The 26,011-nt window shown below is 74.5% G+C and carries 20 protein-coding genes and 1 pseudogene; 12 read left to right on the forward strand and 9 right to left on the reverse strand.

Going from position 1 to position 26,011, the window contains the following annotated elements; all coding sequences use genetic code 11:
* Positions 1-124: 124 nt before the first annotated feature.
* Positions 125-1,423: a PP2C family protein-serine/threonine phosphatase gene (locus tag B086_RS41085; protein WP_018569927.1), complete on the forward strand. Its 1,299-nt coding sequence runs from the start codon at positions 125-127 to the stop codon at positions 1,421-1,423.
* A 22-nt stretch (positions 1,424-1,445) separates the two neighbouring features.
* On the opposite strand, the gene B086_RS0128900 is transcribed toward B086_RS41085, so the two are convergent.
* Both B086_RS0128900 and B086_RS0128905 read right to left on the reverse strand, forming a co-directional pair.
* Complete coding sequence (locus B086_RS0128900) at positions 1,446-2,483, reverse strand: YihY/virulence factor BrkB family protein (protein ID WP_051115950.1); 1,038 nt, start codon at positions 2,481-2,483, stop codon at positions 1,446-1,448.
* A 107-nt stretch (positions 2,484-2,590) separates the two neighbouring features.
* A complete protein-coding gene (locus tag B086_RS0128905; protein WP_018569929.1) occupies positions 2,591-3,064 on the reverse strand; it encodes an MSMEG_6728 family protein in 474 nt (157 codons plus the stop codon).
* A gap of 80 nt (positions 3,065-3,144) precedes the next feature.
* On the opposite strand from B086_RS0128905, the gene B086_RS0128910 reads away from it, so the two are divergent.
* A complete protein-coding gene (locus B086_RS0128910) occupies positions 3,145-3,531 on the forward strand; it encodes a transglycosylase family protein (RefSeq protein WP_018569930.1) in 387 nt (128 codons plus the stop codon).
* A gap of 42 nt (positions 3,532-3,573) precedes the next feature.
* Here the strand turns inward: B086_RS0128910 and B086_RS0128915 are convergent, their stop codons facing one another.
* Positions 3,574-4,455 carry a diacylglycerol kinase family protein gene (locus B086_RS0128915; RefSeq protein ID WP_018569931.1) on the reverse strand — a complete coding sequence of 294 codons (882 nt, stop codon included), beginning with the start codon at positions 4,453-4,455 and terminating at the stop codon, positions 3,574-3,576.
* A 99-nt stretch (positions 4,456-4,554) separates the two neighbouring features.
* Positions 4,555-6,171, reverse strand: a complete 1,617-nt coding sequence (locus B086_RS0128920; protein WP_018569932.1) for an FAD-binding oxidoreductase — start codon at positions 6,169-6,171, stop codon at positions 4,555-4,557.
* Between the two features lie 92 nt (positions 6,172-6,263).
* Between B086_RS0128920 and B086_RS0128925 the strand changes: the two genes are divergently transcribed.
* Positions 6,264-6,896, forward strand: a complete 633-nt coding sequence (locus B086_RS0128925) for a TetR/AcrR family transcriptional regulator (protein ID WP_026252871.1) — start codon at positions 6,264-6,266, stop codon at positions 6,894-6,896.
* Positions 6,893-8,491: a glycerol-3-phosphate dehydrogenase/oxidase gene (locus B086_RS0128930; protein WP_018569934.1), complete on the forward strand. Its 1,599-nt coding sequence runs from the start codon at positions 6,893-6,895 to the stop codon at positions 8,489-8,491. The genes B086_RS0128925 and B086_RS0128930 overlap by 4 nt, the downstream gene beginning before the upstream one ends.
* Positions 8,492-8,564: 73 nt before the next feature.
* Here B086_RS0128930 and B086_RS0128935 read toward each other — a convergent pair whose 3' ends face one another.
* Positions 8,565-9,110: a hypothetical protein gene (locus B086_RS0128935; RefSeq protein WP_018569935.1), complete on the reverse strand. Its 546-nt coding sequence runs from the start codon at positions 9,108-9,110 to the stop codon at positions 8,565-8,567.
* Between the two features lie 220 nt (positions 9,111-9,330).
* The gene (locus B086_RS0128940; protein WP_018569936.1) at positions 9,331-11,610 is read right to left on the reverse strand and encodes a catalase; all 2,280 of its coding nucleotides are present in this window, start codon (positions 11,608-11,610) and stop codon (positions 9,331-9,333) included.
* Positions 11,611-12,047: 437 nt separating this feature from the next.
* On the opposite strand from B086_RS0128940, the gene B086_RS0128945 reads away from it, so the two are divergent.
* The 3 genes and pseudogenes from B086_RS0128945 (at position 12,048) to proP (ending at position 14,941) form a co-directional block, all read left to right on the forward strand.
* On the forward strand, positions 12,048-12,512 hold the full coding sequence (locus B086_RS0128945; protein ID WP_018569937.1) for a low molecular weight protein-tyrosine-phosphatase: 465 nt from the start codon (positions 12,048-12,050) through the stop codon (positions 12,510-12,512).
* 140 nt (positions 12,513-12,652) lie between these two features.
* Positions 12,653-13,227, forward strand: a pseudogene (locus B086_RS42280) (fructosamine kinase family protein).
* 205 nt (positions 13,228-13,432) lie between these two features.
* Positions 13,433-14,941, forward strand: a complete 1,509-nt coding sequence (proP, locus tag B086_RS0128955) for a glycine betaine/L-proline transporter ProP (protein WP_018569939.1) — start codon at positions 13,433-13,435, stop codon at positions 14,939-14,941.
* Between the two features lie 70 nt (positions 14,942-15,011).
* Here proP and B086_RS0128960 read toward each other — a convergent pair whose 3' ends face one another.
* Entirely contained in the window at positions 15,012-16,439 is a 1,428-nt protein-coding gene (locus tag B086_RS0128960) for an alkaline phosphatase family protein (RefSeq protein ID WP_018569940.1), read from the reverse strand.
* A gap of 452 nt (positions 16,440-16,891) precedes the next feature.
* Between B086_RS0128960 and B086_RS0128965 the strand changes: the two genes are divergently transcribed.
* The 3 genes from B086_RS0128965 (at position 16,892) to B086_RS0128975 (ending at position 21,626) form a co-directional block, all read left to right on the forward strand.
* Positions 16,892-17,584: a GAF and ANTAR domain-containing protein gene (locus tag B086_RS0128965; RefSeq protein WP_018569941.1), complete on the forward strand. Its 693-nt coding sequence runs from the start codon at positions 16,892-16,894 to the stop codon at positions 17,582-17,584.
* 256 nt (positions 17,585-17,840) lie between these two features.
* On the forward strand, positions 17,841-20,603 hold the full coding sequence (locus tag B086_RS0128970) for a SpoIIE family protein phosphatase (RefSeq protein ID WP_078531231.1): 2,763 nt from the start codon (positions 17,841-17,843) through the stop codon (positions 20,601-20,603).
* Positions 20,604-20,780: 177 nt separating this feature from the next.
* A complete protein-coding gene (locus tag B086_RS0128975) occupies positions 20,781-21,626 on the forward strand; it encodes a chitosanase (RefSeq protein ID WP_018569943.1) in 846 nt (281 codons plus the stop codon).
* Positions 21,627-21,669: 43 nt separating this feature from the next.
* On the opposite strand, the gene B086_RS0128980 is transcribed toward B086_RS0128975, so the two are convergent.
* A complete protein-coding gene (locus B086_RS0128980; RefSeq protein WP_018569944.1) occupies positions 21,670-23,508 on the reverse strand; it encodes a glycoside hydrolase family 15 protein in 1,839 nt (612 codons plus the stop codon).
* 236 nt (positions 23,509-23,744) lie between these two features.
* Between B086_RS0128980 and B086_RS0128985 the strand changes: the two genes are divergently transcribed.
* Both B086_RS0128985 and sthA read left to right on the forward strand, forming a co-directional pair.
* Complete coding sequence (locus B086_RS0128985; RefSeq protein ID WP_026252872.1) at positions 23,745-23,969, forward strand: hypothetical protein; 225 nt, start codon at positions 23,745-23,747, stop codon at positions 23,967-23,969.
* A 108-nt stretch (positions 23,970-24,077) separates the two neighbouring features.
* Positions 24,078-25,481: a Si-specific NAD(P)(+) transhydrogenase gene (gene sthA, locus B086_RS0128990; RefSeq protein ID WP_026252873.1), complete on the forward strand. Its 1,404-nt coding sequence runs from the start codon at positions 24,078-24,080 to the stop codon at positions 25,479-25,481.
* An 18-nt stretch (positions 25,482-25,499) separates the two neighbouring features.
* Here the strand turns inward: sthA and B086_RS0128995 are convergent, their stop codons facing one another.
* The gene (locus B086_RS0128995; protein ID WP_018569947.1) at positions 25,500-25,988 is read right to left on the reverse strand and encodes a DUF5709 domain-containing protein; all 489 of its coding nucleotides are present in this window, start codon (positions 25,986-25,988) and stop codon (positions 25,500-25,502) included.
* Positions 25,989-26,011 lie beyond the last annotated feature (23 nt).

The raw sequence follows: 26,011 nt of genomic DNA on the forward strand, positions 1-26,011 counted from the left end.
AGCCCACAAGCAGCCAATCGTGCGAATCATCGGAAAGCTTCCCTACGGGGGTCGGCGTAGGGTGATCGTGCCGGGGCACTGCGGGGGAAGGAACGGGCTCCGGCTCCTGGCGGGAGGTACCTGCATGTCCGACGACCCACGGCGGCCCGTCCCGGGCGCCGAGACGGCCGGACGGACGGCCCCCGCAGCCGAGGGAGCCGGCCGGCGCGGGCTGCACCGGCTGCTGGACGCCATGGTGGCCATGAGCGCCGAGGTGGACACCAGGACCCTGCTCCAGCACATCGTGGACGTCGCCGCCGATCTCGTCGGCGCCCGGTACGGCGCGCTGGGCGTGCTCGGCGAGGGCGGGGACTTCACCGATCTGATCACGGTGGGCCTGGACGCGGAGGCCGAACGGCTCAAGGCCGAGGCCGGGCTGCCGCAGCGGCACGGGCTGCTGGGCAGCCTCGTCACCGACCGCAGGCCGCTGCGCGTGGACGATGTGCGCGCCGACCCCCGCTCGGTCGGCTTCCCGGCCGGGCACCCGCCGATGACCACACTGCTCGGGGTGCCCCTGTCGGTACGTGGCACGGTGTACGGCAATCTGTACCTCGCCGACCGCAGGGACGGCCGGCCGTTCGGCGACGAGGACGAGGCCCTGCTGACCGCGCTGGCCAGCGCGGCGGGCGTCAGCATCGAGAACGCCCGGCTGTACCAGCGGCTGAAGCGGGCCACCGAACAGTTCCAGCGCCGGATGCTGCCCGTGCTGCCCGATCTGGGGCCACTGCGGGTGGCGGCGCGCTACGAACCGGCGGCCGAGCCGCCCCGGCTCGGCGGGGACTGGTACGACGCCATGGTGCTGCCGGACGGCGCGGTCTTCGTCGTCGTCGGCGACGTCACCGGGCACGACGTGGAGGCGGCGCCGGTGATGGCGCAGATCCGCAGCATGCTGCGCGCCCTGGCGTTCGACCGGTGCGGGCCGCCCGGCCTCGTCGTGGACGCGCTCGACCGGGCGCTCGCCCTGTACGGCGACGCGACCGCGGCCACCCTGGTGGCGGCCCGGATCGAGCAGGTGCCGGGCACCGGCTACTCCGTGTGCTGGACCAACGCCGGGCATCCGCCGCCGCTGCTGGTCACCGCCGAGGGCACGGTGTGCGTGCTGGCACCCGAGCCGCACGGCATCCCGGTCGGGGTGGATCCCTCTCTGCCCCGCCCCGACCACCGCCGCGCGCTGCCCGCGGCGAGCACCCTGCTGCTGTTCACCGACGGTCTGATCGAGCGCCGCGGCCAGGACATCGACACCGGTCTGCGGGACCTGGCCGCGCACGCCGCCGCGCTGGCCGCGGCCCCGCCGCATGTGCTGTGCGAGGCGCTGGTGAGCCGGCGCGAGACGTACGACGACGATGTGGCCCTGCTGGCGCTGCGGGTCCCGGCCGCGCGGTGACCGCCGCCACCGGTGCCCGGTCTCAGCCGGGGCGGCCGGGGTCGTGGTCCCCCGGCTCGTGCGTGTCGCCGGGGCGCGCGTGCGGGGGCGGGTCGAAGTGGACGGTGATCTTCTCGAAGCCCTTGAAGGACTCGGTCGTCGCGTAGGAGCGGTAGGCCCGCTGGTCGCCCGCGCTGAGGTGGACGCGGTCGGTGAAGGGGGTGAGCAGGCTCCGGGGCCACAGCCGCATGCACCGCACGGCGCCGATCTCCGCCGTGCCGAGGTACACCAGCGCCCCCAGGTAGATCCACGCCAGCAGACCGAGCACGATGCCGAACAGGCCGTACGTCGCCGTGGCGCCCTGGAGCACGTGGTCGACGTAGTAGGTGCCGCCCCACAGCAGCGCCTGCCAGGCGCACGCGGCGCCCAGCGCCGGGCCGTACAGCACGCGCAGCGGCAGCCGTCTGCGGGTCAGCAGCCGGTAACTGGCGATCAGCAGCGCGGCGTTCAGCACGACGGCCAGGGCCTCGGCGGCGACCCGCACCCCGACGGCGAGCCGGGCTTCGAACAGGCCGGCGGCCCACTCGGCGGTGGTGGACAGACCGGTGGTGACGCACAGTCCGAGGGCGAGCAGGGTCAGGAACTTCAGGCCCTTCAGCCGGGAGCGGAACGGGTCGGGCCGGGCGTGCCGGGGCACCGCGAAGATCTTGTTCAGCGCGTGCTGGGCGGCCTGGGCGACGTTCAGCACCCCGTAGAGGCTGCCTGCCACACCCACCGCGACGGCGACCGCGTTGCCCTGGAAGGAGTGGATGTTGTGGACGAGCTGGTCCCCGATCACCGGGAACTCGCTCAGCGCCGAGTTGAGCACCGCGTGCTGGAGGTGGGGGCTGCTGCTGAGGACGGCGCTGAGCACCGCGACCAGGAAGAGCAGCAGCGGGAAGAGCGACAGGAAGCCGTAGTACGTCAGCAGCGCGGCCAGATAGGCCGCCTGGTCGTCGTAGAACTTGTAGACGACGGCCAGCGGCAGGCCCGCCCAGCGGTGCCGCCGCTGGTAGGAATCCACCCGGGCCAGCACTCCCATGCGTTCTCCCACACGGTCCGCCGTGGGTCCGCCGACGCGGGACGCCACCTTTTGCGGGTGCCCTGGCCAGGGATTTCCATGCGGTGACCACGGGAGCGGTACGCGGGTCAGACGGCGGAGGGCCGGTCCGAGCCGGGCCACACGTACGGCAGGTCGTCGGGCACCCCGGGGAACAGCCGCGCGTAGTGGTCCGGGTCCTTGCGCACCAGCGCCGACCGGTGGCTGAGGTGCAGGGCCTCGTCACCGAGCCAGGGCGGCAGTTCACCGGCGGCGGCCAGCTCGGACTGCTCGCGCACCCGCGCGCCGGGGCGGTGGGCGGCCAGGTCGGCGACGAGCGTGGCGGCGCAGCTGTCCTGGTGGCCGTGTTCGCGCCAGACGCGGCACACGTCCAGGCCGTAGCGGACCAGCGCCTCCTCGTACCCGGCCCACATGCGCACCGCCGGGTGTCTGCGCCAGCCGTAGCCGGGGACGGTCAGACCGCGCAGCACCTGGAGGGCCTCGACGCGCTGCTTGCCCAGTCTGCGGCGGTCGAGCACCCGCGCCGACTCGGTGAAGCCGGGGTGGGGCAGGAAGGTCTGCATGGAATCTCCGCGGGTCTCGGCGGGTGAACGGCGGCGCGTCGCTCCGTCACAGCGTGTTCATATGATGTGACAGTCTGCACATGATCTGGCAGCAGAACATCGACAGGGCCCCCGTCCGCCTGGACCGGGCCCCCGTTCGTCACTCACGTCGTCGCGGACTGCGCGGGGCACTGCTGGTCACGGTGACCACCGCCGCGCTGGCCGGCGGCCCCGCCGCGGCGGCCTCGCCCTTCGGCACCCGCACCGCCGACTGGGACTCCATCGCGGCGTGCGAGTCCGGCGGCGACTGGAACGCCAACACCGGCAACGGCTACTACGGCGGGCTCCAGTTCGCCCAGTCGAGCTGGATCGCGGCCGGCGGCCTCCAGTACGCGCCCCGCGCGGACCTGGCCACGCGCCGGGAGCAGATCGCGGTGGCCCGACGGCTCGCCGCGCTCCAGGGCATGTCGGCCTGGGGCTGCTCCTGACGCGGCCGTCCGCGGTGTGCCGGGGGCGGTGCGGTCCGCCGGTCAGCAGAGCACGTCGAGCGCGCCCGGCAGGACGCGTGCCGTGACCGGGAGGACGGCGTCGACCTCGCCGTCGGCGCCGTAGGGGACGGCGCGGTCGGCCTCGATACGGATCTCCCGGCCGCGCAGCACGCGCACCTCGGGCCGGTCCACGTGTCCCCCGGACTTCAGTTCGTTCATCAGGGTGAAGAACAGGCGGCGCGGGGCGGCGCGGATCAGCACGACGTCGAGCAGGCCGTCGTCGACCCGCGCGCCCGGCGCGATCATCCGGCCCGAGCCGTAGTAGGCGGAGTTGGCGGCCACCACGGTGTATCCGCGGTGCAGGTGCTCCTCGCTGTCGACGGTGACCCGGTAGCTCGCGGCCCGCCAGGTGGCGACGGCCCGCAGTCCGCCCGCGTAGTAGGAGGCGGCGCCGCGCAGCAGCCGGGAGCGGTTGGCGTGCCGGTTGGCGAGCGCGTCGACGCCCGCGTACACGCTGCCGAGGACGACGGTGCGGGCGTGCACCGCCGACTCCACCTCGATGGTGTCGACCCGGCGCGGGGCGTTGTGGAGCAGCACGGCGGCGAGTCCGGCCGGGTCGGCGGGCAGTGCGAGCGCCCGCGCGAAGTCGTTGCCGCGGCCGGCCGGGACCAGGCCGAAGAGGGTCCCGGTGCCGCTGAGCGCCCCGCCGACCCCGCCCGCGATGCCGTCGCCGCCCACCGCGAGGACCACCCGGCCGCGCTCCCCGGCCCGCCGCGCCAGGTCCTGGGCGTGGGCGAGGCTGCGGCTGTACTCGGTCTCCAGATGGGCACCCGCCTCCCGGAGCAGCCTGCCCACCCGCAGCAGCGCGGCGGCACCGGCGGAACCGCCCGCGGTCGGGTTGACGACGGCGGTGAACTGACGCATCGGTGGGCCTCCGGCGAGGTGGGCGCGGACGGACGGGACGGACAGGACGGACGGGACGGACGGCGCGGGCGGCGGTGGGCCGGGGCGCGGGTGAGGGGGTCAGTCGCGGGGCGGATCGAGGGGCAGCAGGACACCGGGGTTGAGCAGTCCGGCCGGGTCCAGCCGCTGTTTGACGGCGCGCAGGGCCCCGATGCCGAGCGGTCCGGCCTCCCTGACGTAGGCGTCGCGGTGGTCGGTGCCGACGCCGTGGTGGTGGCTGATGGTGCCGCCCGCGGCGAGGATCGCCTCGTTCGCGGCGCGCTTGGCGGGCGCCCAGTGCGCCACGGGGTCCTCGCCCTGGGCGCTGACCACGGTGAAGTACAGCGAGGCGCCGTTCTCGTAGACGTGCGAGATGTGGCACATGACCAGCGGCGGGGTGCCCGCCCCGGTGAGCGTCCCGGTGAGCGCGTCGCGCACGGCGGCGTACAGCGCGGGGATCCGGGACCAGAAGGCGGCGGTCTCCAGCGTCTCGGCGAACGCGCCCACGTCCAGCAGCGCGTCGCGCAGATACGGGGCCGAGTACCGGCCGCGCGCCCAGCGCTCCCCCGGTTCCTCGCCGAGGGGCGTGCCGCCGCACTCACGCAGCACGGCGGCGGCCCGCCCGGCGCGGTGGGCGACGTCCTCGGCGGTGCCCTCGTAGCCGGCGACGGCCTGGCAGCCCGCGGACTCCTGCCCGAGCGAGGCCCCGATGGCGTCGGGCTGGGCCAGGCCGATCAGGGTCTCGGTCTCGTCGGACAGGCGCAGCACGGTCGGGCGGGGCCCGTCCTGGGCGAGCCTGCGCAGGGCGGCGGCGCCCGCGTCGAAGGAGGCGAACCGCCAGCCCTCGTAGCGGCGCACCTCGGGCAGCGGACGCAGCCGCACCGTCACCGACGTGATGACGCCGAACGCGCCCTCGGAGCCGAGGACGAGCTGGCGCAGGTCGGGTCCGGCGGCCGAGCGCGGGGCGCGGCCCGCCTCCAGGGTCCCCTCGGGCGTGGCGAGGGTCAGCGCGAGCACCATCTCGTCGAAGCGGCCGTAGCCCGCGGACGCCTGGCCGCTGGAGCGGGCGGCGGCGAACCCGCCGAGGGTGGCCCACTCGTAGGACTGCGGGAAGTGGCCGAGGGTGAATCCGTGCGCGGCGAGCAGTTCCTCGGCCCGCGGGCCGCGCAGACCGGGCTGGAGGGTGGCGGTCCGCGAGACCGGGTCGAGGTCCAGCAGACGGTTCATGCGGCGCAGGTCCAGCGCGACGAAGGGCCGCGACCGCCCCCGGTGTTCGGGGGCCAGGCCGCCGACGACGGAGGTGCCGCCGCCGAACGGCACGAGCGCCAGGCCGTGCGCGGCGCAGGCCCGCAGTACGGCGAGCACCTCCTCGTGCCCGTCCGGGAGCACCACGGCCGCGGGCAGGTCGGTGAGGTCGCCGCCGCGGATGCGCAGCAGGTCGGGGGTGGACTTGCCGCGGGTGTGGCGGATCCGTGCCTCGGCGTCGGTGCGCACGTACGCCTCCCCGCCCACGGCGTCGGCCAGGGCGCGGCGGGCGGCGGCGGTCAGCGGGGAGGCGGGGACGCTCAGCTCGTCCGGGCCGACCGGTGCGGGTGCGCCCGGCTCGACGCCGAGCAGGTCGCGCAGCAGGCCGGTCACGGGCTCGGGCAGCGGTGCGGCCTCGGCCGGGTCGCCCCAGCCGCTCCACAGCATGTCCATGGGTTGTTCCTCACCGGTCGGGGCGTGGGGGTGATGGCGCGTCAGGCGTGGGCGCGGGGCGGGGTTCGGCTCGGGGCGTTACACTGTTACACATGACGCCTATTCGTCACAATGCTGGGGAGCAGGAGAACGGGGACGGCCCGGCCGCTCCGTCCGGGGATCCGGTGCTCGACGCCGTGCGCGACTGCGTCCTGGCCGTCGGGGTCCGCCGTACGACGCTGACGGACGTGGCCCGGCGCGCGGGCGTCTCCCGGATGACGCTCTACCGGCGCTGGCCCGACGTCCGCTCCCTGGTGGGCGATCTGATGACCCGGGAGTGGATCGGGGTCGCCACCGGCGCCCTGCCGGAACGCCGGCCCGGGACGAGCGCGCGCGCCCTGATCGTCGACGGCCTGGTGGCCGGGGTGGCGGCGTTCCGCGCGCACCCGCTCTTCCGCAAGATCGTCGACGTCGATCCCGAACTGCTGCTCCCCTATGTGCTCGACCGGCGCGGCGCCAGCCAGGAGGCCCTGCTCGACCTGGTCGCCGACGCCCTGCGCGAGGGCCACGCCGACGGCTCGGTGCGCCCAATCCACCCGGCCCGGCAGGCCCGGTCGCTGCTGCTGGTCGTCCAGTCCTTCACCCTGTCGCTGCGCACGATGACCGACGAGGACGACCCCGAGCTGTCCGCGGAGGCGTTCCTCGCCGAGCTGCGGACCATCCTGGAGAGGACCCTCACGCCATGAGCCCCGCCCGTCCCCGCGCCACTCCCGCCCCCCTCGCGGGCTCCTCGCTGACCGCGGCGCGCCGGGTGCGCGAACTGGCCCTGACCGCGGGGGGTCCGGCCGTGGACGTCCTGGTGGTCGGGCTGGGCGCCACCGGTGCGGGCGTCGCCCTCGACGCCGCCGCCCGCGGGCTCTCGGTCGCCGCGATCGACGCGCACGACCTGGCCTTCGGCACCTCGCGCTGGAGCTCCAAACTCGTCCACGGCGGGCTGCGCTACCTCGCCTCGGCGCAGCTCGACGTCGCCCACGAGAGCGCGGTCGAGCGCGGGGTGCTGATGGAGCGCACCGCACCGCACCTGGTCGGCGCGCAGCCGTTCGTGCTGCCGCTGACGCCCCTGGTCTCCCGCGGTCAGGCGGCCCTGGCCCGGGCCGGATTCCGCGCGGGCGACGGGCTGCGGCTCGCGGCGCGCACCGCCCGCGCCACCCTGCCCGCGCCGCGCCGCCTGTCCGCCGTGGAGACCCGCCATCTGGCGCCCGCGCTGCGCGGCACCGGGCTCCGCGGCGGCCTGCTGTCCTGGGACGGACGGCTCACCGACGACGCCCGCCTGGTCACCGCCGTCGCCCGTACGGCCGCCGCACGCGGCGCGCGGATCCTGACCCGGGTGCGCGCCCTCTCCCTGACCTCCGCCGGGGCCCTGATCCGCGACGAACTCACCGGCGAGCAGGGCGAGATCAGGGCCCGCGCCGTGGTCAACGCCTCCGGCGTGTGGGCGGGCGGGCTCGTCGAGGGCATCCGGATCCGGCCCTCCCGCGGCACCCACCTCGTACTGCGCGCCGAGCGGCTGGGGCCGCTGCCCGCCGGACTGCACATCCCGGTGCCCGGCGAGACCAACCGCTTCGTGCTGGTGCTGCCCCAGGGCGACGGACGGGTCTACGTCGGGCTCACCGACGAACCCGTGGACGGCGGCGTGCCGGACGTGCCCGAGGTGCCCGAGACGGACATCGGGTTCCTGCTGGACGTGCTGGGCTCCGCGCTGGACGTGCCGGTCCACCGCGACGACGTGGTGGGGGCGTTCGCGGGGCTGCGCCCGCTCCTGGACACGGCCTTTGGCGAGGCGGGCGCGGCCGGGGCCGTCCGTACCGCCGACGTCTCGCGACGGCACGCGGTGCTCACCTCACCGGACGGGGTGACCACCGTCGTCGGCGGCAAGCTCACCACCTACCGGCGGATGGCCGAGGACGCCGTCGACGCCGCCGTGCGCACGCACCGGCTGTCCGCCGGGCCCTCTACGACCGCCGCCCTCCCGCTCGTCGGCGCCGCCTCGCCCGCGGCCCTCGCCGCCCTGCCCGCGCCGCGCCGGCTGATCCGCCGCTACGGCACCGAGGCGCCCGCCGTCCACGCCCTCGGCGCCGACCGCCCCGAGCTGCGCGAACCCGTGCTGGAGGGACACCCCGTCACCCGCGCCGAACTCGTCTGGGCGGTACGCCACGAGGGCGCCCTCGACGAGGCCGACCTGCTCGACCGCCGCACCCGCATCGGCCTGGTGCCCGCCGACCGGACCGCCGCCCTGCCCGCGGCCCGTGCCGCGGTGGGGGAAGCGCTGGGCTCGCGCTGAGCGCGGGGCGGGACGGCGCTCGGACTCAGCCGGACCGGCCCGGACAGCGGGCCGGTGCGGCGCCCGCCGCGGCTCATGCCGCCAGGGCCGGACCCGGGCCCAGCCGCTCCAGCCGGTCCAGGAGCTGGGCGCGGTGGAGTGCGGCCACGGGGGCGAGGAGATCGGGGTGGCGCAGCAGTGCCGCCGCCCGGCGGTCCTGCTCGTCGGGGCCGAGCAGGCGCCGGAACTCGGCCTCCGGGTGCGCCGTACGGCCGCTCCCGGCCAGCGCCGCCACCGCCCGGCCGGCCAGCACGGGATCGGCGAGCAGGCAGGCCGCCCAGCTCGCCACGACCTCGTCGACCCAGGTGCGCCAGGCGTGTTCGTCCGGATCCGCCGCATCGCCGGCCGCGATGCCGTCCGCTCCGGTCACCCGGTCCAGACGGCCGCAGCCGCCGGGGCCCGCCATGCCGACCAGTGCGGCGTCCACCGGCGTGGGATAGCGCAGCCAGGCCGCGACCGTGACCGCCTGGCGTGCCTGCACCTCGCACAGGGCGCACGCCAGCGCGCCACCGGACGCGGGATACGCGGCGGTCAGCCACTGGGCGGTCGCCGCGATGAGCGGGGAGAGGTCTTCGAGCACTGCCGGGCCGTTCGGGCTGGTTCACGGGCACAGGGGCAGCACCCGGCCGCGCCGGGTGCTGCCCGGCACCGTAAGCCCGCGGCGCCCGCGCCGCCTATGGCGCGGGCCTCCCGGAGGGCGTGGCCTTGGCCACAGGCCACAGGCCACAGGCCGCGGGCGCGCGCCTGTGCCCGTGCCCGCGGGACCGAGCGGACACGGGCACGGGCGGGGCGGCGGCCGGTCAGACCTCCGCCGGGAACCGTTCCCAGACGCGGTGCGCGCCCAGCAGCCGGGTGATCTGCTCCAGGGCGGCCGTCCCGCTGTCGACGAGCACCACACCGGGCGCGTCGGTGGGCACGCCCGCCGCCTGGAGCGCGGCCTCGGCGCCCTTCCAGGCGCCGATCGCCTTGCCGTGCCGGAACGCCTCGGACAGCAGCAGCCCGACGCGCGGGTCGTGGGCCGCCTGCTGCGCGGAGGGCAGCGGGGACTTGGCGTCCCGGGCGCCGTAGGCGTCGGCGCCCACGCCCGGGACCCCGGCGACCAGCAGCGCGTCGAACTCCACGGACCGCGCGTTGGCGTAGGTGCGCTGCACCGCCAGCGGGTCGGCGCCGTCGCCCAGGGTGCCGCCGGCCGGCGCCACGACCAGGGGCACCATCCCGGCGGTGAGCACGGCCTCGCGTACGGCCCGTACGCCCTCCAGGTCGCCGTCCGGACCGGCGACGATCCCGATGACCCGGCCCTCCGTGGGCCAGGTCCGCCCGATCTGGGACAGCGCGGGGCTGGGCTGCACCTCCGCCGGTGGCACCGTGGCCGCGGGCGCGGGCAGGCCGAGCCCGGCGGCGACCTGCGCGCACAGCTCGGGGTCGATGTTGGCCAGCACCTGTAGGCCCCGCTCCCGGATGGCCTGCTCGTAGCACTTGCTCAGCTCGAAGGTGTACGCGCCGATGATGTGCTCGCGCTCCACCGGGCTCATGGACAGCCAGAACCGGCGGGGCTGGCTGAAGTGGTCCGCGAAGGACTCGGGCGCCTCCCGGACCTTCTTCGACTCGGGGACCCGCACGGGTGCCTCGATGTACGCGCCCGTGTCCGCGCCCGCGGTGAACGGGCAGCCGCCGTCGAGGGAGTTGGGCCGGTAGGGCGCGACACCCCGGTGCACGGCCGTCTGGTGGAAGCTGTCGCGCAGCATGTCGTTGACCGGGGCGTGCGTGCGGTTGATCGGGATCTGCCCGAAGTTGGGGCCGCCGAGACGGGTGATCTGGGTGTCCAGGTAGGAGAACAGCCGCCCGGCGAGCAGCGGGTCGTCGGTGATGTCGATGCCGGGGACGAGGTGGCCCGGGTGGAAGGCGACCTGCTCGGTCTCGGCGAAGTAGTTGTACGGGTTGCGGTCCAGGACGAGCCGTCCGACCCGCTGCACCGGGGCCATCTCCTCGGGGACGATGTTCGTCGGGTCGAGCAGGTCGATGCCCTCGAAGGTCTGCTCGGGGGTGTCGGGGAAGGTCTGGATCCCCAGCTCCCATTCGGGGTACGCGCCCGCCTCGATGGCGTCGGCGAGGTCCCGGCGGTGGAAGTCGGGGTCGACGCCGCCTGCGAGCTGCGCCTCCTCCCACACCAGCGAGTGGACGCCCAGCTTGGGCTTCCAGTGGAACTTCACCAGCGTCGTCCCGCCGCTCGCGTCGACCAGCCGGAAGGTATGGATGCCGAAGCCCTCCATCATCCGGAAGGAGCGCGGGAGGGCCCGGTCGGACATGTTCCACAGGGTGTGGTGGGCGGCCTCGGTGTGCAGGGTGACGAAGTCCCAGAAGGTGTCGTGGGCGCTCTGCGCCTGCGGGATCTCCCGGTCGGGCTGCGGCTTGCCGGCGTGGATGACGTCGGGGAACTTGATGGCGTCCTGGATGAAGAACACCGGGATGTTGTTGCCGACCAGGTCGAAGACGCCCTCACTGGTGTAGAACTTGGTCGCGAACCCGCGGGTGTCGCGCACCGTGTCGGCGGAGCCGCGCGAGCCCAGCACCGTGGAGAAGCGGACGAAGACCGGTGTCTCGACGTCCTCGGCGAGGAACGCGGCCTTGGTCACCGACGCCGCCGTGCCGTAGCTCTGGAAGACGCCGTGCGCCGCCGCGCCGCGGGCGTGGACCACGCGCTCGGGGATGCGCTCGTGGTCGAAGTGCATGACCTTCTCGCGCAGATGGTGGTCCTGGAGCAGCACCGGGCCGCGTGGCCCCGCCTTGAGCGAGTGGTCCGTGTCGTACAGCCGGGCACCCTGGGCGGTGGTCAGATAGCTCCCGCTCTGCGCCATGCGGGCCTGGTCGGCGCCGGTCGGCTGGCCCGTGGGCGAGACGGTCTCGGGGCCGGTCTGGTCGGGCTTGGACGGCAGCGGCTCCCTCGGCTGCGTCGGTTCGTCGACGGAGGGCGATTCGGCACCCGGCTTCCCCGGGATGCCGTCCTGCGGGCCCTCGCCGTCGCCCCGGAGTGCGTCGGCCACCTTCCGGGCCGCCTGCTTGATGGGGTTGGCCTCGCTCATGCGTACCGTTCCTCCACTCCTGGCCGTCACCGAGATGCGTGCGCGGCCCGCGTACTCTCCGATTGCCGGTCGCCCCGACGGGGCCGCCGTACCCGGCTGCTCGCGCCGGTCCTGCCGTTCGGTCCGAGAGATTCAGACAAAATGCCCTTTACGGGCATCGGCCCTGTCAATCTCTCACGGCCCGGAGTGCGTCGCACGGGGCCCGCCCCGACGGGGTGAACCTCCCGTTCCCCCGGGGCGCCGCCACCGTGCCCGCCGCCTTCCCGGCCCCCGTCGCGCTCCCGCCGCCATGACCGGCTGCCCCACCCACGTACCCGGACGCGGCGGATCGAGCCCTGCGGAAATCGGCCCGGCCGGGCCGGGCGTCCGGGCGGGGCGGCCGGACCCGCCGCTGCCCGCCCGTACGGCACTCCCCGCCGGTTCCGTACGCTGGTGCCGTGCACATCTGTTTCGTCTGCACCGGGAACATCTGCCGGTCGCCGTCCGCCGCCCTGGTGTTCGAGGAGCGGCTGCGCCGAGCAGGGCTCGCCGACGCGGTGCGGGTCACCAGCGCCGGCATCGGCCCCTGGCACGCCGGTGAGGCCATCGACGAGCGGGCCGGGCGGACGCTGGCCCGGCACGGCTATCCGGTCGACCACGTGGCCGCGCAGATCGGCGCCGGGCATCTGGACGCCGATCTGTTCCTGGCCATGGACCGCGGCCACGAGAAGGCGCTGCGCCGCCTCGTGCCCGATCCGTCCCGGGTGCGCCTGCTGCGCACGTTCGACCCGGACGCGACCGGCGATCTCGACGTCCCCGACCCCTACTACGGCGGTGCGGAGGGCTTCGAGGAGGTCCTCGCCCTGATCGAGTCGGCGATGCCGGGCCTGCTCGCCTGGACACGGGAGCGCCTGACGCCGTGACGGGCCGCCCGCCCGGCGGCTCCGGCCCCGGACCCGGTGCCGCCGGGGCTGCCGGGGCTGCCGGGGCTGCCGGGGCTGCCGGGGCTGCCGGGGCTGCCGGGGCTGCCGGGGCTGCCGGGGCCAGCGTCGCCGCGGTCCGGCTGACCGGTGCGGGGCCACCGCGCGGCGCGCGCTGTCCGCCGCGCTCACCGAAGTGGCGCTGGACGACGGCCGGGTGGTGAGGGTCGAACACGACGAGCCCCCCGGCGCGGTGTGCGCCGAGGCGCTCGGACTGCGCTGGCCGGCCACCGCCGGCACCGTACGGATCCCGGCGGTGCACGGCCATGACGCGCGGTGGCCGGTGACCGGCCGGGGCGGCGGCCGTCGAGGACGTCGTGGAGCGGCTGCCCGAGTCGGCGGGGCCCGCCGGACCTCCGGCGGGGCTGCACGGCGACCTGCGGACGGCAACGTGCTGTGGGACCCCGGGGGCCGGGTCCGGCTGATCGACCCGGCCGCGCACGGCGGCCACCGCGCGACCGGCCTCGCGATGCCGCGCCTGTTCGGCTGCCCGCATCTGGACCGGGTGTCGGCGGGCTACCAGGAGGTGGCACCCCTCGCGGAGGGCTGGTCCGCACGCGCCGGGATCCACCGGCTCTTCCCGCTGCCGGTGCACGCGGTGCTGTCCGGCGGCGGGTACGGCGAGCAGGCGGTCGCCGCGGCCCGGACCGCCGGCTGACGGCACCGCGCCCGCCGGCCGCCGCGGGGCGAGGGCGAGGGCCCGGGGCCGGGGCCGGACGGTCGCTGCTTCCCGGCCGCGGCACCTCGGCGGCCGATACCGCCGACGTGGCGAATCTCGCTCCCGGGCCCCGGCCCCGTTTGCCGTCGCCACGGGTGAGCAGGCGGTCTCCTGGATGTCAGTGCGCCGGCAGGAAGGAGCCCCCATGGCGGGCAACGCAGAGGATTCCCGGGAGAGCGAGGCCGATCAGGGCGCCCGCAGACGGCACCGCACGCTGTTCCGCGCCGCGGAGCGCCGCAGGAATCCCCCGCTGCGGCGGACCGACATCACCGTCACCGACGAGCACGCGGTACGGCGCGCGGTGAAGGCGGCGTCGCTGGGCAATGCCATGGAGTGGTTCGACTTCGGCATCTACAGCTATCTCGCGGTCACGATCGGCCATGTGTTCTTCCCGTCCGGGAACGCCACGGTCGAGCTGCTGTCGTCGTTCGCGACCTTCGCCGTCTCCTTCCTGGTGCGGCCGCTGGGCGGCATGGTGTTCGGGCCGCTGGGCGACAAGATCGGCCGGAAATCGGTCCTCGCCATGACGATGATCATGATGGCCATCGGGACGTTCGCGATCGGTCTGATCCCGTCGTACGGCACGATCGGCTTCTGGGCCCCGGCCCTGCTGATCTTCTTCCGGCTGGTGCAGGGCTTCTCCACGGGCGGCGAGTACGGCGGCGCCTCCACGTTCATCGCCGAGTACGCGCCCGACCGGCGCCGGGGCTTCTTCGGCAGCTTCCTGGAGCTGGGCACGCTGGCGGGCTATGTCGGCGCCGCCGGTCTGGTGACGGTGCTGACCACCGTCCTCGGCAGCGGCGGCATGGAGTCGTGGGGCTGGCGCGTGCCGTTCCTGGTGGCCGGGCCGATCGGGCTGGTCGGCCTGTACCTGCGGCTGCGCCTGGACGAGACGCCCGCGTTCCAGAAGCTGGAGGACGCCTCCCTGCACCGGGCCTCGGAGGCGGCGTCCGCGGTGGAGACGACCGCGAAGGGCGACCTGGCGAAGATCTTCCGCCAGTACTGGCCGTCCCTGCTGCTGTGCGTCTGCCTGGTCGGCGCCTACAACATCACCGACTACATGCTGCTGTCGTACATGCCGACCTACCTGTCGGACGAGATGCACTACTCCGAGACCAACGGCCTGCTGATCCTCATCGGCACCATGGTGGTACTGATGCTGCTGATCAACCAGGTGGGCCGGCTGTCCGACCGGATCGGCCGCAAGCCCGTGCTGATGGCGGGCATGCTCGGCTACCTCTTCCTGTCGCTGCCCGCGTTCCTGCTGGTCGGGCAGGGCAGCCCGGTGGCCCTGGCCGGGGGCATGCTGCTGCTCGGCCTGTCCCTGGTGTGCATGCTGGGCACGATGTCGGCGGCGCTGCCCGCCCTGTTCCCGACCGAGGTGCGCTACGGCTCCCTGTCCATCGGGTACAACGTCGCCACCTCGCTCTTCGGCGGCACCACCCCCCTGGTGATCACCGCGCTGATCTCGGTCACCGGCAGTGAGCTGATGCCCGCGTACTACGCCATGGCCGCGGCCCTGGTCGGCGTGGTCGCCGTGGTGTGCATGAAGGAGACGGCCCGCCGTCCGCTGGCCGGCTCCCCGCCCTCCGTGGCGACCCCCGAGGAGGCGGCGGAGATGGTGGAGAGCCAGGCACCGGTGCCCAGGTTCTGACGTCCTCTCCCCCGAGGACCGGCGGGCCGCGGTCCCGGACCCGTCGGCGGACGGGTCCGGGACCCGCTGCTCACAGGTGCGGCCGGTGCCCCCGCTCCTGGCGGGGGAAGGTCTGGTCGGCGCCGGGCAGCTTCGGCTTCGGCAGCGTCGCCACCTCCTCCTTGGCCTTCTCCAGCTGCTCCGCCGTGTCGTGCGGCAGCCGGGGCGGGCGCGGCCGGCTGTGGGAGAAGCGGAAGGGCGAGGTGAAGTCGCCGAAGGTCTCCCGCCGCCAGTCGGTGATGTTGGGCTCCTCGACACCGGTGAAGCGCTCCAGGAACTGGAGGGCCGAGGTGTGGTCGAAGGTCTCCGTGGCGACCCAGCCGCCCACCGTCCAGGGCGAGACGACGATGGCGGGGACGCGGAAGCCGCCGCCGATGGGCAGGCCCTTGATGAACTCGCCGGGGGTGCCCGCGGGCGGTGTCGGCGGGGGCACGTGGTCGAACAGGCCGTCGTTCTCGTCGTAGTTGAGGATGAACGCGGTCTTGCGCCACACCTTCGGATTGGCGGCGATCGCCTCGATCTTCGAGGCGACGAAGTCCGCTCCGGCGGCGGGCAGGTAGTCCGGGTGCTCGGACTGGTGGCTGGTCGGCATGATCCAGGAGACGGCGGGCAGCCGGTCGTTGCGGGCGTCGTCCTCGAAGGTGCCCTCGGGCTGCGGACGCACCCCGCGCTCGTACAGCTCGGAGCCCGGCCGGGCGTCCTTGAAGGCGGCGAACTGCTCCAGCAGGTTGCAGCCGTAGTCGTCGTCCTGCTGGTACACCTTCCAGCTGACCCCGGCCGCCTGGAGGCGCTCCGCGTACGTCGTCCAGCGGTACGGCGTCGGCGCGGTGTTGTTGGTGATCGGGCCGCCGTGGGTGCCGTCGGGGTCGATGGACCCGGTCATCCACATCAGCCGGTTCGGCCAGGTCGGGCCGAACACCGAGCAGAAGTAGTTGTCGCAGACGGTGAAGGTCTCGGCGAGCGCGAACTGGAACGGGATGTCCTCGCGCGTGTAGTAGCCCATCACGTAGGGGCCGTTGACGCCGTCGGCCTTGCGGTGCGCGGGCAGCCAGCGGTCCATCTTCCCGTTGTTCCACGCCTCGTGCTGCACCGACCAGGCGTGGCTCGTGGAGGGGATGGCCTGGGCGCTCGACGTGTGCGTGTCGAGGTGGAAGGGCAGGAGGTAGCCGCGGGGGTTCTCGGTGTCCGGCTGGTAGAAGACCGAACGCCCGGTGTCCAGCTTGAGCGCGTGCGGGTCGGCGAAGCCGCGGACGCCCTTGAGCGTGCCGAAGTAGTGGTCGAACGACCGGTTCTCCTGCATCAGCAGGACGACGTGCTCGATGTCGCGCAGCGAGCTGTGCCGGGGCGGCTCGGCGGCCACGGCCTTCTGGACGCTCGGCGGGAGCAGGGAGAGCGCCGCCGCGCCGCCCAGTGCGCCGGCGGCCGAACCCAGGAGTCTACGGCGTGTCAACTCGGCCATCTGTGCTCCTTCTTGAACGGGTGAAGCTCTCACGATGTCGCGGTCCGGCGGGGGGTGTCCGGACCGCCGACCACTTTCTGCCCATCGCGGCGCGGGCCATCAGGGGCTGCGGGTGAACAAGTGGCCAACGTGTGGAAAGGGGTTGGCCAACCCATGACCGAACACACCGGCACGACACCAGGACTTGGCCCGCTCGTTGCGATGGTGCGGGTGTCGTGCGGATCTTCCCGTACGGTGTACACGCCAGGGCGCGCAACACGCGGCCGTCCTCGGCCCGGCCGCCGGATAACCGCGCTCCGTCGTACCGGCCCGCCCCGCCGGAGCACCGGCATGCCATGATCGCGTTACGCGGTGCGGCGACGGCCGAGAGGTACGCTGCGGATGCCGGGGCCCGGGGGCGGCAGCGTCCCCGGCAGCGGCGCACGCGGCCGGGAGAAGGGTGGTGCGCAGGGATGGACTGGCGTGTCTTCGCCGAACAGATGGCCGAGCTCGCCCGGCGTCTGCTGGCCCAGGAATCCACCGGGGCGACACTTGAGGAGATCGCCTCGGCGGCGGTCGAGCTCATCGACGGGTGCGACGCCGCCGGGATCCTCGCCGTGCGCAAGGGCCGCGCGGTGAGCCTGGCCGTCACCGAGGGCATGGTCGAGGAGTCCGACCGGCTCCAGGGCGAGCTGGGCGAGGGCCCCTGCTTCGACGCCGCCCGCCGGGTCAACGGCGACCGGGTCTTCCGCATCACCGACCTGTCCCAGCCGCAGCCGGACTGGCCGCGCTACGGGCCGGCCGCCCGTGAGCTCGGCATCGGCAGCATGATGGGCTTCCTGCTGTACACCGAGGACGAGGACTTCGGGGCGCTGGACTGCTACTCCCGCCGTCCCGGCGCGTTCACCCCGGAGAGCGAGACCGCCGGCTGGCTGCTGGCCTCGCACGCCGCCGTCGCCCTGTCCGGTGCCCGGACCGTCGACCAGCTCGAACACGCGCTGGAGACCCGGCACGCCATCGGCGAGGCCATGGGCATACTGCGCGAGCGCCACCGGCTCAGCGAGGACGACGCCTTCGCGGTGCTGCGCCGCATCTCCCAGCACCACAACGTCAAGCTCCGCGACGTCGCCCAGAACATCCGCGACGAGAAGCCCCGCCGCTCCTGATCCCGGCGCCCGCCGCGGTCCCGGCCGCGCCCGTGCCCGCGGCCGCGGGGCCACCCGGACGGCCGTACCGGGTCCCCGGCGCCGCCGCGCCCCGCTCCCCCGCTCCCCCGGCCCGTGGGCGCTCCGGCCGCCGCGCCGGGCCCACGGGCCGTGCGGCACCGGCGGGATCCGCGGGCTGTGCGGGCCGTGCGGGCGGGTCCGGGGTGCGGGTGTGACGGACCTCGCCCGGCGGGGCCCGGCAGTGTAGACATGGCACATGGTCCGACTTCCGGGTCGAGCCGGTACCCGGTCGACCCGCCGCCCCGGTGGCCGGCGCGTCCAGCCGACGCCCGGCCCCGCCCGTCGCGCGCGTGAGCGCGCGGCGCGCAGCCGGGCCGCGGGCGGCCGGCCCACGCGGCTGTGGGCGGCGCTGCGCGGGCGCAGTGTGGCCCGGCAGGTGTTCGTGCTCCAGGTCGTCGTGGTGCTGCTGCTGGTGGTGGCCGCGGTGGTCGCGCTGGTGCTCCAGGTGCGCCGGGACAGCACCGGCGAGGCCCGCAGCCGCTCGCTGGCGGTCGCCGAGGCGTTCGCCAACGCGCCGGGCACGGCAGCGGCGCTCGCCGCCCCGGACCCGACGGCCGTGCTCCAGCCCCGCGCCGAGGCCACCCGCAGGGCCGCGCACGTCGACTTCGTCGTCGTGACGGACGCCGCCGGGATCCGCTACACCCACCCCGAGCCGAACCGGATCGGCAAGAAGTTCGTCGGCACCCTCGAACCCGCGCTGCACGGCCGGACGGTCGTGGAGGAGATCAACGGCACCATCGGGCGGCTGGTGCAGGCCGTGGTGCCGCTGAGGGCACCGGACGGCAGGGTGGTGGGCGTGGTGGCCTCCGGCATCACCACGCAGAACGCGGGCGGTCTCGCCGACCGCCAGCTGCCCGTCGTGCTGGGCGCGGCCGCCGCCGCGCTCGCCCTGGCCACGGCGGGGACGGCACTGGTCAGCAGGCGGTTGCTGCGGCAGACGCACGGGCTGGGGCCGGGTGAGATGACCCGGATGTACGACCACCACGACGCGGTGCTGCACGCGGTGCGCGAGGGCGTGATCATCGTCGGCGACGAGGGCGAGCTGCTCCTCGCCAACGACGAGGCGCACCGCCTGCTCGGGCTGCCCGCCGATGCCGAGGGGCGCCGGGTGCTCGATCTGGGGCTCGATCCGGAGACGGCGGCGCTGCTGGCGTCCGGGCGGATCGCCACCGACGAGGTGCGCCTGGTCGGCGACCGGCTGCTGGCGGTCAACCAGCGGCCCACCGACCTGGACGGCGGGCCGTCGGGCAGTGTGGCCACCCTGCGCGACTCCACGGAGCTGCGCGCCCTGTCCGGCCGCGCGGAGGTGGCCCGCGAGCGGCTCAGCCTGCTCTACGACGCCGGGCTCGGGGTGGGCACCACCCTGGACGTGACCCGGACCGCCGAGGAGCTGGTGCGGGTGGCGGTGCCGCGCTTCGCCGACTTCGTCACGGTGGACCTCTACGACGCCGTGCTGCGCGGCGAGGAACCGGATCCGGGCGCCGGGCTGCGCCGGGCGGCGGCCGGCGGGATCCGTGCTCAGACGCCGCTGTACCCGGTGGGGACACGGATCCGGTTCGTGGCGTCCTCGCCGCAGGCGGACAGCCTCCGTACGCGCAGGCCGGTCCTCGAACCCCGGCTGGAGGCCGCGCCGGGCTGGCAGGCGCAGGACGAGGAGCGGGCCGCGCGGGTGATGCGGTACGGCATCCACTCGCTGATCGCCGTGCCGGTGCGGGCGGGCGCCGTGGTGCTGGGTCTGGTGGACTTCTGGCGCTCGGAGAAGGACGAGCCGTTCGACGCGGAGGAACTGGCCCTCGCCGAGGAGCTGGTGGCGCGGGCCGCGGTCTCCATCGACAACGCCCGCCGGTACACGCGCGAGCACGGCATGGCGGTGACCCTCCAGCGCAGTCTGCTGCCGCGCAGCCTGCCCGAGCAGGGCGCCCTGGAGGTCGCCTACCGCTATCTGCCCGCGCAGGCGGGGGTGGGCGGTGACTGGTTCGACGTGCTGCCGCTGTCCGGGGCGCGGGTGGCGCTCGTCGTGGGGGACGTGGTCGGGCACGGGCTGCACGCGGCGGCCACGATGGGGCGGCTGCGTACCGCGGTGCACAACTTCTCCGCCCTGGACCTGCCGCCGGACGAGCTGCTCGGGCTGCTGGACGAGATGGTCGACCGGATCGACCAGGACGAGGCCGCGGACGGCGCCGGCGCGCCGGTGATCGGCGCGACCTGTCTGTACGCGATCTACGATCCGGTCTCCCGGCGCTGTGTGATGGCGCGCGCCGGGCATCCGCCGCCCGCGGTGATCGGCCCGGACGGCGAGGTGGTGTTCGCCGAGGTCCCCGCCGGTCCCCCGCTGGGCCTGGGCGGGCTGCCGTTCGAGACGGCCGAGCTGGAACTCGCCGAGGGCAGCAGGCTGGTGCTGTACACGGACGGGCTCGTGGAGGACCGGGAGCGGGACATCGACGCCGGTCTGGAGGAGCTGCGGGCCGCGCTGGCCTCGGCGGGCGGATCGCCGGAGGAGACGTGCCGTGCCGTGCTGGACTCGCGGCTGCCGTTCCGGCCCGGGGACGACATCGCGCTGCTGGTGGCGCGGACCCGGGCGCTGGACGCCGACCGGGTCGCCGAGTGGGAGGTGCCCGCGGATCCGGCGGCGGTGGCGGACGTGCGGGCCGCGGTGAGCCGCCGGCTGGCCCGGTGGGGTCTGGACGAGGCGGCCTTCACGACGGAGCTGATCCTCAGCGAGCTGGTCACCAACGCGATCCGGTACGGCAGCGCGCCCATCCGGGTGCGGGTGCTGCGGGACACCGCGCTGATCTGCGAGGTCTTCGACAGCAGCAACACCTCGCCGCATCTGCGCTACGCGGCCTCCACCGACGAGGGCGGCCGGGGCCTGTTCCTGGTGGCGCAGCTCGCGGACCGCTGGGGCACGCGCTACACGTCCACCGGGAAGGTCATCTGGGCGGAGCAGTCCCTGTCCTGAGACGGTGCCCTCCGCCGTCGGCCGCGGTGGCCTGCCGGTCTTCCCCCGCCTTTCTCATAGGTTCCTACGAATTTCCCGCGCGACGGGTGCCGGGCCCTGACGGCCTCTGATAGGAAACCTTCCTACCAGTTGGCGTCCGGTCCAACTGCCCTCCCCCCACTCACCCTTGGAGCCCCCGTGGTGCACGCGAACCCTGATTCGGCCACACCGGCCGGCGCCTCCCGCCGTACCGTCCTCGCTCTCCTCGGCGCCTCGCTGGCCGCCGTCCCGCTGCTCGGCGGCGCCCCGCAGGCGATGGCGGCCCCGGCCGCCGCGCCGGGCCTCGACGACCCGGCGAAGAAGGAGATCGCCATGAAGCTGGTGTCGAGCGCGGAGAACTCCTCGCTCGACTGGAAGGCCCAGTACACCTACATCGAGGACATCGACGACGGCCGCGGCTACACCGCCGGCATCATCGGCTTCTGCTCCGGGACCGGCGACATGCTCGACCTGGTGCAGCTCTACACCGACCGCAAGCCGGGCAACGCCCTGGCGAAGTACCTGCCCGCGCTGCGCAAGGTCAACGGCAGCGACTCGCACTCCGGTCTGGGCTCGGCGTTCGTCTCGGCCTGGCACACCGCGGCCAAGGACAGCGCCTTCCAGCAGGCCCAGAACGACGAGCGGGACCGGGTGTACTTCAACCCTGCGGTCTCCCAGGGCAAGAGCGACGGGCTGCGCGCACTCGGCCAGTTCGCCTACTACGACGCCATCGTCATGCACGGCGACGGCGACGACTCCACCAGCTTCCGCAACATCCGCAAGCGGGCGCTGCGCAGCGCCAAGCCGCCGGCGCAGGGCGGCGACGAGACGGCGTACCTGAACGCGTTCCTGGACGCGCGGGTGTGGGCCATGAAGCAGGAGGAGGCGCACAGCGACACCAGCAGGGTCGACACCGCGCAGCGGGTGTTCCTGCGCAAGGGCAACCTCGACCTGAAGCCGCCGCTGGACTGGAAGGTGTACGGCGACTCGTACCACATCGGCTGAGGCCCGGCGGCCGTCCCCGGTGCCCGCCGCGCGGGTGCCGGGGTCAGCCGAGGGCGCGGTCCAGGTTGTAGGCGGCGCTGATCAGGGACAGATGGGTGAAGGCCTGCGGGAAGTTGCCCTGCTGTTCGCCGGTGCGGCCGATCTCCTCGGCGAACAGGCCCAGGTGGTTGGCGTAGGTGAGCATCTTCTCGAAGGCGAGGCGGGCCTCGTCCAGGCGGCCCGCGCGGGTCAGCGCCTCCACGTACCAGAAGGAGCAGATCGAGAAGGTGCCCTCCTCGCCGCGCAGTCCGTCGGGGCTGGTGCGCGGGTCGTAGCGGTAGACGAGCGAGTCGGAGACCAGGTCCTCGGTGAGGGCGTCGAGGGTGGACAGCCACTTGGGGTCGGTGGGCGCGATGAACTTGGCCAGCGGCATCATCAGCACGGCGGCGTCCAGCACGGCGCCGCCCTCGTACTGGACGAACGCCCCGCGCCGCTCGGACCAGCCGCGGTCCATGATCCGGCGGTAGATCGCGTCCCGGCCGCGCTGCCAGCGCGGCAGGTCGGCGGGCAGGCCGCGGCGGTTGGCCAGCCGGACGGCGCGTTCGACGGCCACCCAGCACATCAGGCGCGAGTAGAGGAAGTTCCGGCGCCCGCCGCGGGTCTCCCAGACGCCCTCGTCGGGCTGGTCCCAGTGCTCGCACACCCAGTCGACCAGCGCGCACACGTCGTCCCACTGGGCGCTGGAGATCGGCTCGGCCCATTTGTCGTAGAGGTAGATGGAGTCGATCAGGGCGCCGTAGATGTCGAGCTGGAGCTGGTCGGCGGCGGCGTTGCCGACCCGGACCGGGGCGGAGCCCTGGTGGCCCTCCAGATGGGTCAGTTCGCGCTCGGGCAGGTCGGTGCGGCCGTCGATGCCGTACATGATCTGGAGCGGGCCCGTGGCGCGGCCGTCGCCGGGGCTGATGTGGCGGGTCAGGAAGCGCATGAAGGCGGCGGCCTCGCCGGTGAAGCCGAGGCGCAGCAGAGCGTAGACGGCGAACGCGGCGTCGCGCACCCAGACGTAGCGGTAGTCCCAGTTGCGCTCGCCGCCGATCCGCTCGGGCAGGCTGGTGGTGGGCGCGGCGACGATGGCGCCGGTCGGCGCGTAGGTGAGGAGCTTCAGGGTGAGCGCCGAGCGGTGCACCATCTCGCGCCAGCGGCCCCGGTAGCGGGACTGCGCGATCCAGCGCCGCCAGTAGGCGACGGTGGCGGCGAACTGCTCGTCGGCCTCGGCGCGGGCGCAGCGGCGCGGGGCGACCTCGCCGCCCACCTGGTCCAGGGCGAAGACCGCGGACTCGCCCTCGGTGAGTTTGAAGTCGGCCCGTACGTCCGGGCCCTCGGTCTCCAGCGGCGCGGTCGCCGTCAGGGCGAGGGCCGAGCCCGCGGACTCGAACAGCGCCAGGTGACCCTGGACGCGCACGGTGTGCGGGTCGGCGCCGTAGCCGAAGCGCGGCGCGACGCGCGCGCGGAACCGCACGGTGCCGCGCACGCACACCGTGCGCCGGATCAGACGGTGCCGTTCGGCCTCGCCGTCGTCGCCGCACACCGGCATGAAGTCCTGCACCTCGCCGACGCCGTCCTCGGTGAAGAAGCGGGTGATCAGCACGTTCGTGTCGGGGAAGTAGAACTGCTTGGTCCGGGCGGCCTCGTCGGCCGCGGCGAGTTCGAAGCAGCCGCCCTTCTCGGCGTCCAGCACGGCGGCGAAGACGCTCGGGGAGTCGAAGGAGGGGCAGCAGTACCAGTCGATGGTGCCGTCGGTGCCGACCAGGGCGACGGTGCGCAGGTCGCCGATCAGGCCGTGGTCGGCGATCGGCACGTAGCGCCGGGTGCCCGGCGCGGATGACGGGCTCGGTGTGTCGGCCATCGCTGGGCCTCCCTGTCCGGTCTCCCGGCCGCGGGCCGCCGCTGCGGCGGCCCGCGTGGTCGTTCCAGCTTACGGAGCGCGGCGCCGGGCGGCGGCCGGGGAAGCCGGCCAGGGGTCCGGCGGGGCCTTCCGGATGCAGGGTGCGGCGCGGCGGGCAATCGTAGGAGGAGGTCCCGGTCCCTGGGCGCGGGCGGCGCGGCACGGGGCGGGGACCCGGCCGGACCCGAGGAGGACACATGTCGACGTCACAGCCCGAAGCATCCCGTTCGCCCGAAGCGTCCCGTCCCCCGGGGGAGCGCTGCACACCGGACGCCGTGCTCCACGCCCGTACCGGTACCGAGGTCTCGCCCGAGGACGTCGTGCTGGCCGCGGGCCGCGACCTCACCCCGCGCAACCTGGAGTGGGCCAGGCGCAGGATCGAGACGGACGGCCCGGCCGCCCTGGACAAGCTGCTGCCCTGAGCCGGTCCGCCGCCGGGCGGACAGCGGTGGGACCGGAGCCGCGCGCTCCGGTCCCACCGCTGTCCGCCCGGCCTTCCCGCCGCGTCGGCGTGCTGGCAGACTCCGCACGTGCCTGACTACGACATGCTCGTCATCGGATCCGGACCGGGCGGCCAGAAGGCCGCCATCGCCGCGGCCAAGCTGGGCCGCCGGGTCGCCGTCGTCGACCGGCCCGACATGGTCGGCGGGGTCTCCATCCACACCGGGACCATCCCGTCCAAGACGCTGCGCGAGGCGGTGCTGTATCTGACCGGCCTCACCCAGCGCGACCTGTACGGGCAGAGCTACCGGCTCAAGGAGGACATCACCGTCGCCGACCTGACCGCGCGCACTCAGCACGTGGTCGGCCGCGAGGTGGACGTGGTCCGCAGCCAGCTCTCCCGCAACCAGGTCGCGCTGTTCGCGGGCACCGGGCGCTTCGTCGACGACCGCACCGTGGCCCTGCGGGAGTCCTCGGGCGAGGAGCGGCTGCTGAGCGCGGAGCACATCGTGATCGCGACCGGCACCCGCCCGGCGCGGCCGGACAGCGTGGCGTTCGACGGGCGCACCGTCATGGACTCCGACAACGTGCTCGCGCTGGAGCGGGTGCCGCGCTCGATGGTCATCGTCGGCGCGGGCGTGATCGGCATGGAGTACGCCTCGATGTTCGCCGCCCTCGGTTCCCGGGTGACGGTGGTGGAGAAGCGGCCGCAGATGCTGGACATGTGCGACGCCGAGATCGTCGAGGCGCTCCGCTACCACCTGCGGGACCTGGCCGTCACCTTCCGGTTCGGGGAGACGGTGGCGGCCGTCGAGCGGCATCAGAACGGCACGCTCACGGTGCTGGAGAGCGGCAAGAAGATACCGGCGGACGCGGTGATGTACTCGGCGGGCCGGCAGGGTCTGACCGACGGGCTCGATCTGCACCGGGCCGGTCTTGAGGCCGACCGGCGCGGCCGGATCGCGGTCGACGAGCACTACCGGACCAAGGTGCCGCACATCTACGCCGTCGGTGACGTGATCGGCTTCCCGGCGCTGGCGGCGACCTCCATGGAGCAGGGGCGGGCCGCCGCCTACCACGCCTGCGGGGAACCGGCGGGCCGGATGGACGGGCTCCAGCCCATCGGCATCTACACCATTCCGGAGATCAGCTTCGTCGGGCGGACCGAGGACCAGCTCACCGAGGAGTGCGTGCCCTTCGAGGTGGGTGTCTCCCGCTATCGCGAGCTGGCGCGCGGGCAGATCGTCGGCGACTCGCACGGCATGCTGAAGCTGCTGGTCTCGCCCGAGGACCGCACCCTGCTCGGGGTGCACTGCTTCGGCAGCGGCGCCACCGAGCTGATCCACATCGGGCAGACGGTGATGGGCTGCGGCGGCACCGTGGACTACCTGGTCAACGCGGTGTTCAACTACCCGACGCTCGCGGAGTCGTACAAGGTGGCCGCGCTGGACGCGACGAACAAGCTGCGCCAGGTCGACCGGCTCGGGGACTGAGCGCAGGGCCGGGTCCCCTCAGGGTGCGGTGTCCTCGCCGGGGAGGGCGCCGTCGTCCCCGACGATGTGCACGGCGGCCTCCTCCGCTCCGGCGGCGCCCCCGTCGATGCCGGCGTCGGCGGCGACCTCCTCCTCGGTGGTGTCGGCGTGCGCGCCCTCGTCGGGGGCGACCAGGCGCCCGGCGCGCGCGCCGCCCGCCTGCGGGTCGACCGGTTCGCCCGTGCCGCCGGGCAGGTCGCCGACGCCGTCGCCGGCCGGTTCGTCCGTGTCGGGGCGCTCCTGGGCGAGCCGCTGGTCGAGGCTCTCGCCCTCGTGCTGCTCGGTGGCGGTCGTGCCGTACCTGTCGACGCCGAGCGGCTTCTCCGGCGGCGAGCAGCCCTCGTCGAGGATGTCGTCGTAGGTCCGCTCGCCGACCGCGTCCTCCAGGTCCAGCGGCGCGGCGTCCTCCTGCTCCTCGTTCGTTCCGGTGGGCTGGTAGACGTCGTCGGCCATCGGATCGGTGCTCACGGGTGTCCTCCCTGGTGGCGGCT

The sequence above is a fragment of the Streptomyces sp. PsTaAH-124 genome, assembly GCF_000373685.1.
Lineage (GTDB): Bacteria > Actinomycetota > Actinomycetes > Streptomycetales > Streptomycetaceae > Streptomyces > Streptomyces andamanensis.

Excerpts from the sequence above, each read along its gene's own strand:
- B086_RS41085 (WP_018569927.1), top strand. The coding sequence starts at position 125 with ATGTCCGACGACCCACGGCGGCCCGTCCCGGGCGCCGAGACGGCCGGA.
- B086_RS0128900 (WP_051115950.1), bottom strand. The coding sequence starts at position 2,483 with ATGGGAGTGCTGGCCCGGGTGGATTCCTACCAGCGGCGGCACCGCTGG.
- B086_RS0128905 (WP_018569929.1), bottom strand. The coding sequence starts at position 3,064 with ATGCAGACCTTCCTGCCCCACCCCGGCTTCACCGAGTCGGCGCGGGTG.
- B086_RS0128910 (WP_018569930.1), top strand. The coding sequence starts at position 3,145 with ATGATCTGGCAGCAGAACATCGACAGGGCCCCCGTCCGCCTGGACCGG.
- B086_RS0128915 (WP_018569931.1), bottom strand. The coding sequence starts at position 4,455 with ATGCGTCAGTTCACCGCCGTCGTCAACCCGACCGCGGGCGGTTCCGCC.
- B086_RS0128920 (WP_018569932.1), bottom strand. The coding sequence starts at position 6,171 with ATGGACATGCTGTGGAGCGGCTGGGGCGACCCGGCCGAGGCCGCACCG.
- B086_RS0128925 (WP_026252871.1), top strand. The coding sequence starts at position 6,264 with ATGACGCCTATTCGTCACAATGCTGGGGAGCAGGAGAACGGGGACGGC.
- B086_RS0128930 (WP_018569934.1), top strand. The coding sequence starts at position 6,893 with ATGAGCCCCGCCCGTCCCCGCGCCACTCCCGCCCCCCTCGCGGGCTCC.
- B086_RS0128940 (WP_018569936.1), bottom strand. The coding sequence starts at position 11,610 with ATGAGCGAGGCCAACCCCATCAAGCAGGCGGCCCGGAAGGTGGCCGAC.
- proP (WP_018569939.1), top strand. The coding sequence starts at position 13,433 with ATGGCGGGCAACGCAGAGGATTCCCGGGAGAGCGAGGCCGATCAGGGC.
- B086_RS0128960 (WP_018569940.1), bottom strand. The coding sequence starts at position 16,439 with ATGGCCGAGTTGACACGCCGTAGACTCCTGGGTTCGGCCGCCGGCGCA.
- B086_RS0128965 (WP_018569941.1), top strand. The coding sequence starts at position 16,892 with ATGGACTGGCGTGTCTTCGCCGAACAGATGGCCGAGCTCGCCCGGCGT.
- B086_RS0128970 (WP_078531231.1), top strand. The coding sequence starts at position 17,841 with ATGGTCCGACTTCCGGGTCGAGCCGGTACCCGGTCGACCCGCCGCCCC.
- B086_RS0128980 (WP_018569944.1), bottom strand. The coding sequence starts at position 23,508 with ATGGCCGACACACCGAGCCCGTCATCCGCGCCGGGCACCCGGCGCTAC.
- B086_RS0128985 (WP_026252872.1), top strand. The coding sequence starts at position 23,745 with ATGTCGACGTCACAGCCCGAAGCATCCCGTTCGCCCGAAGCGTCCCGT.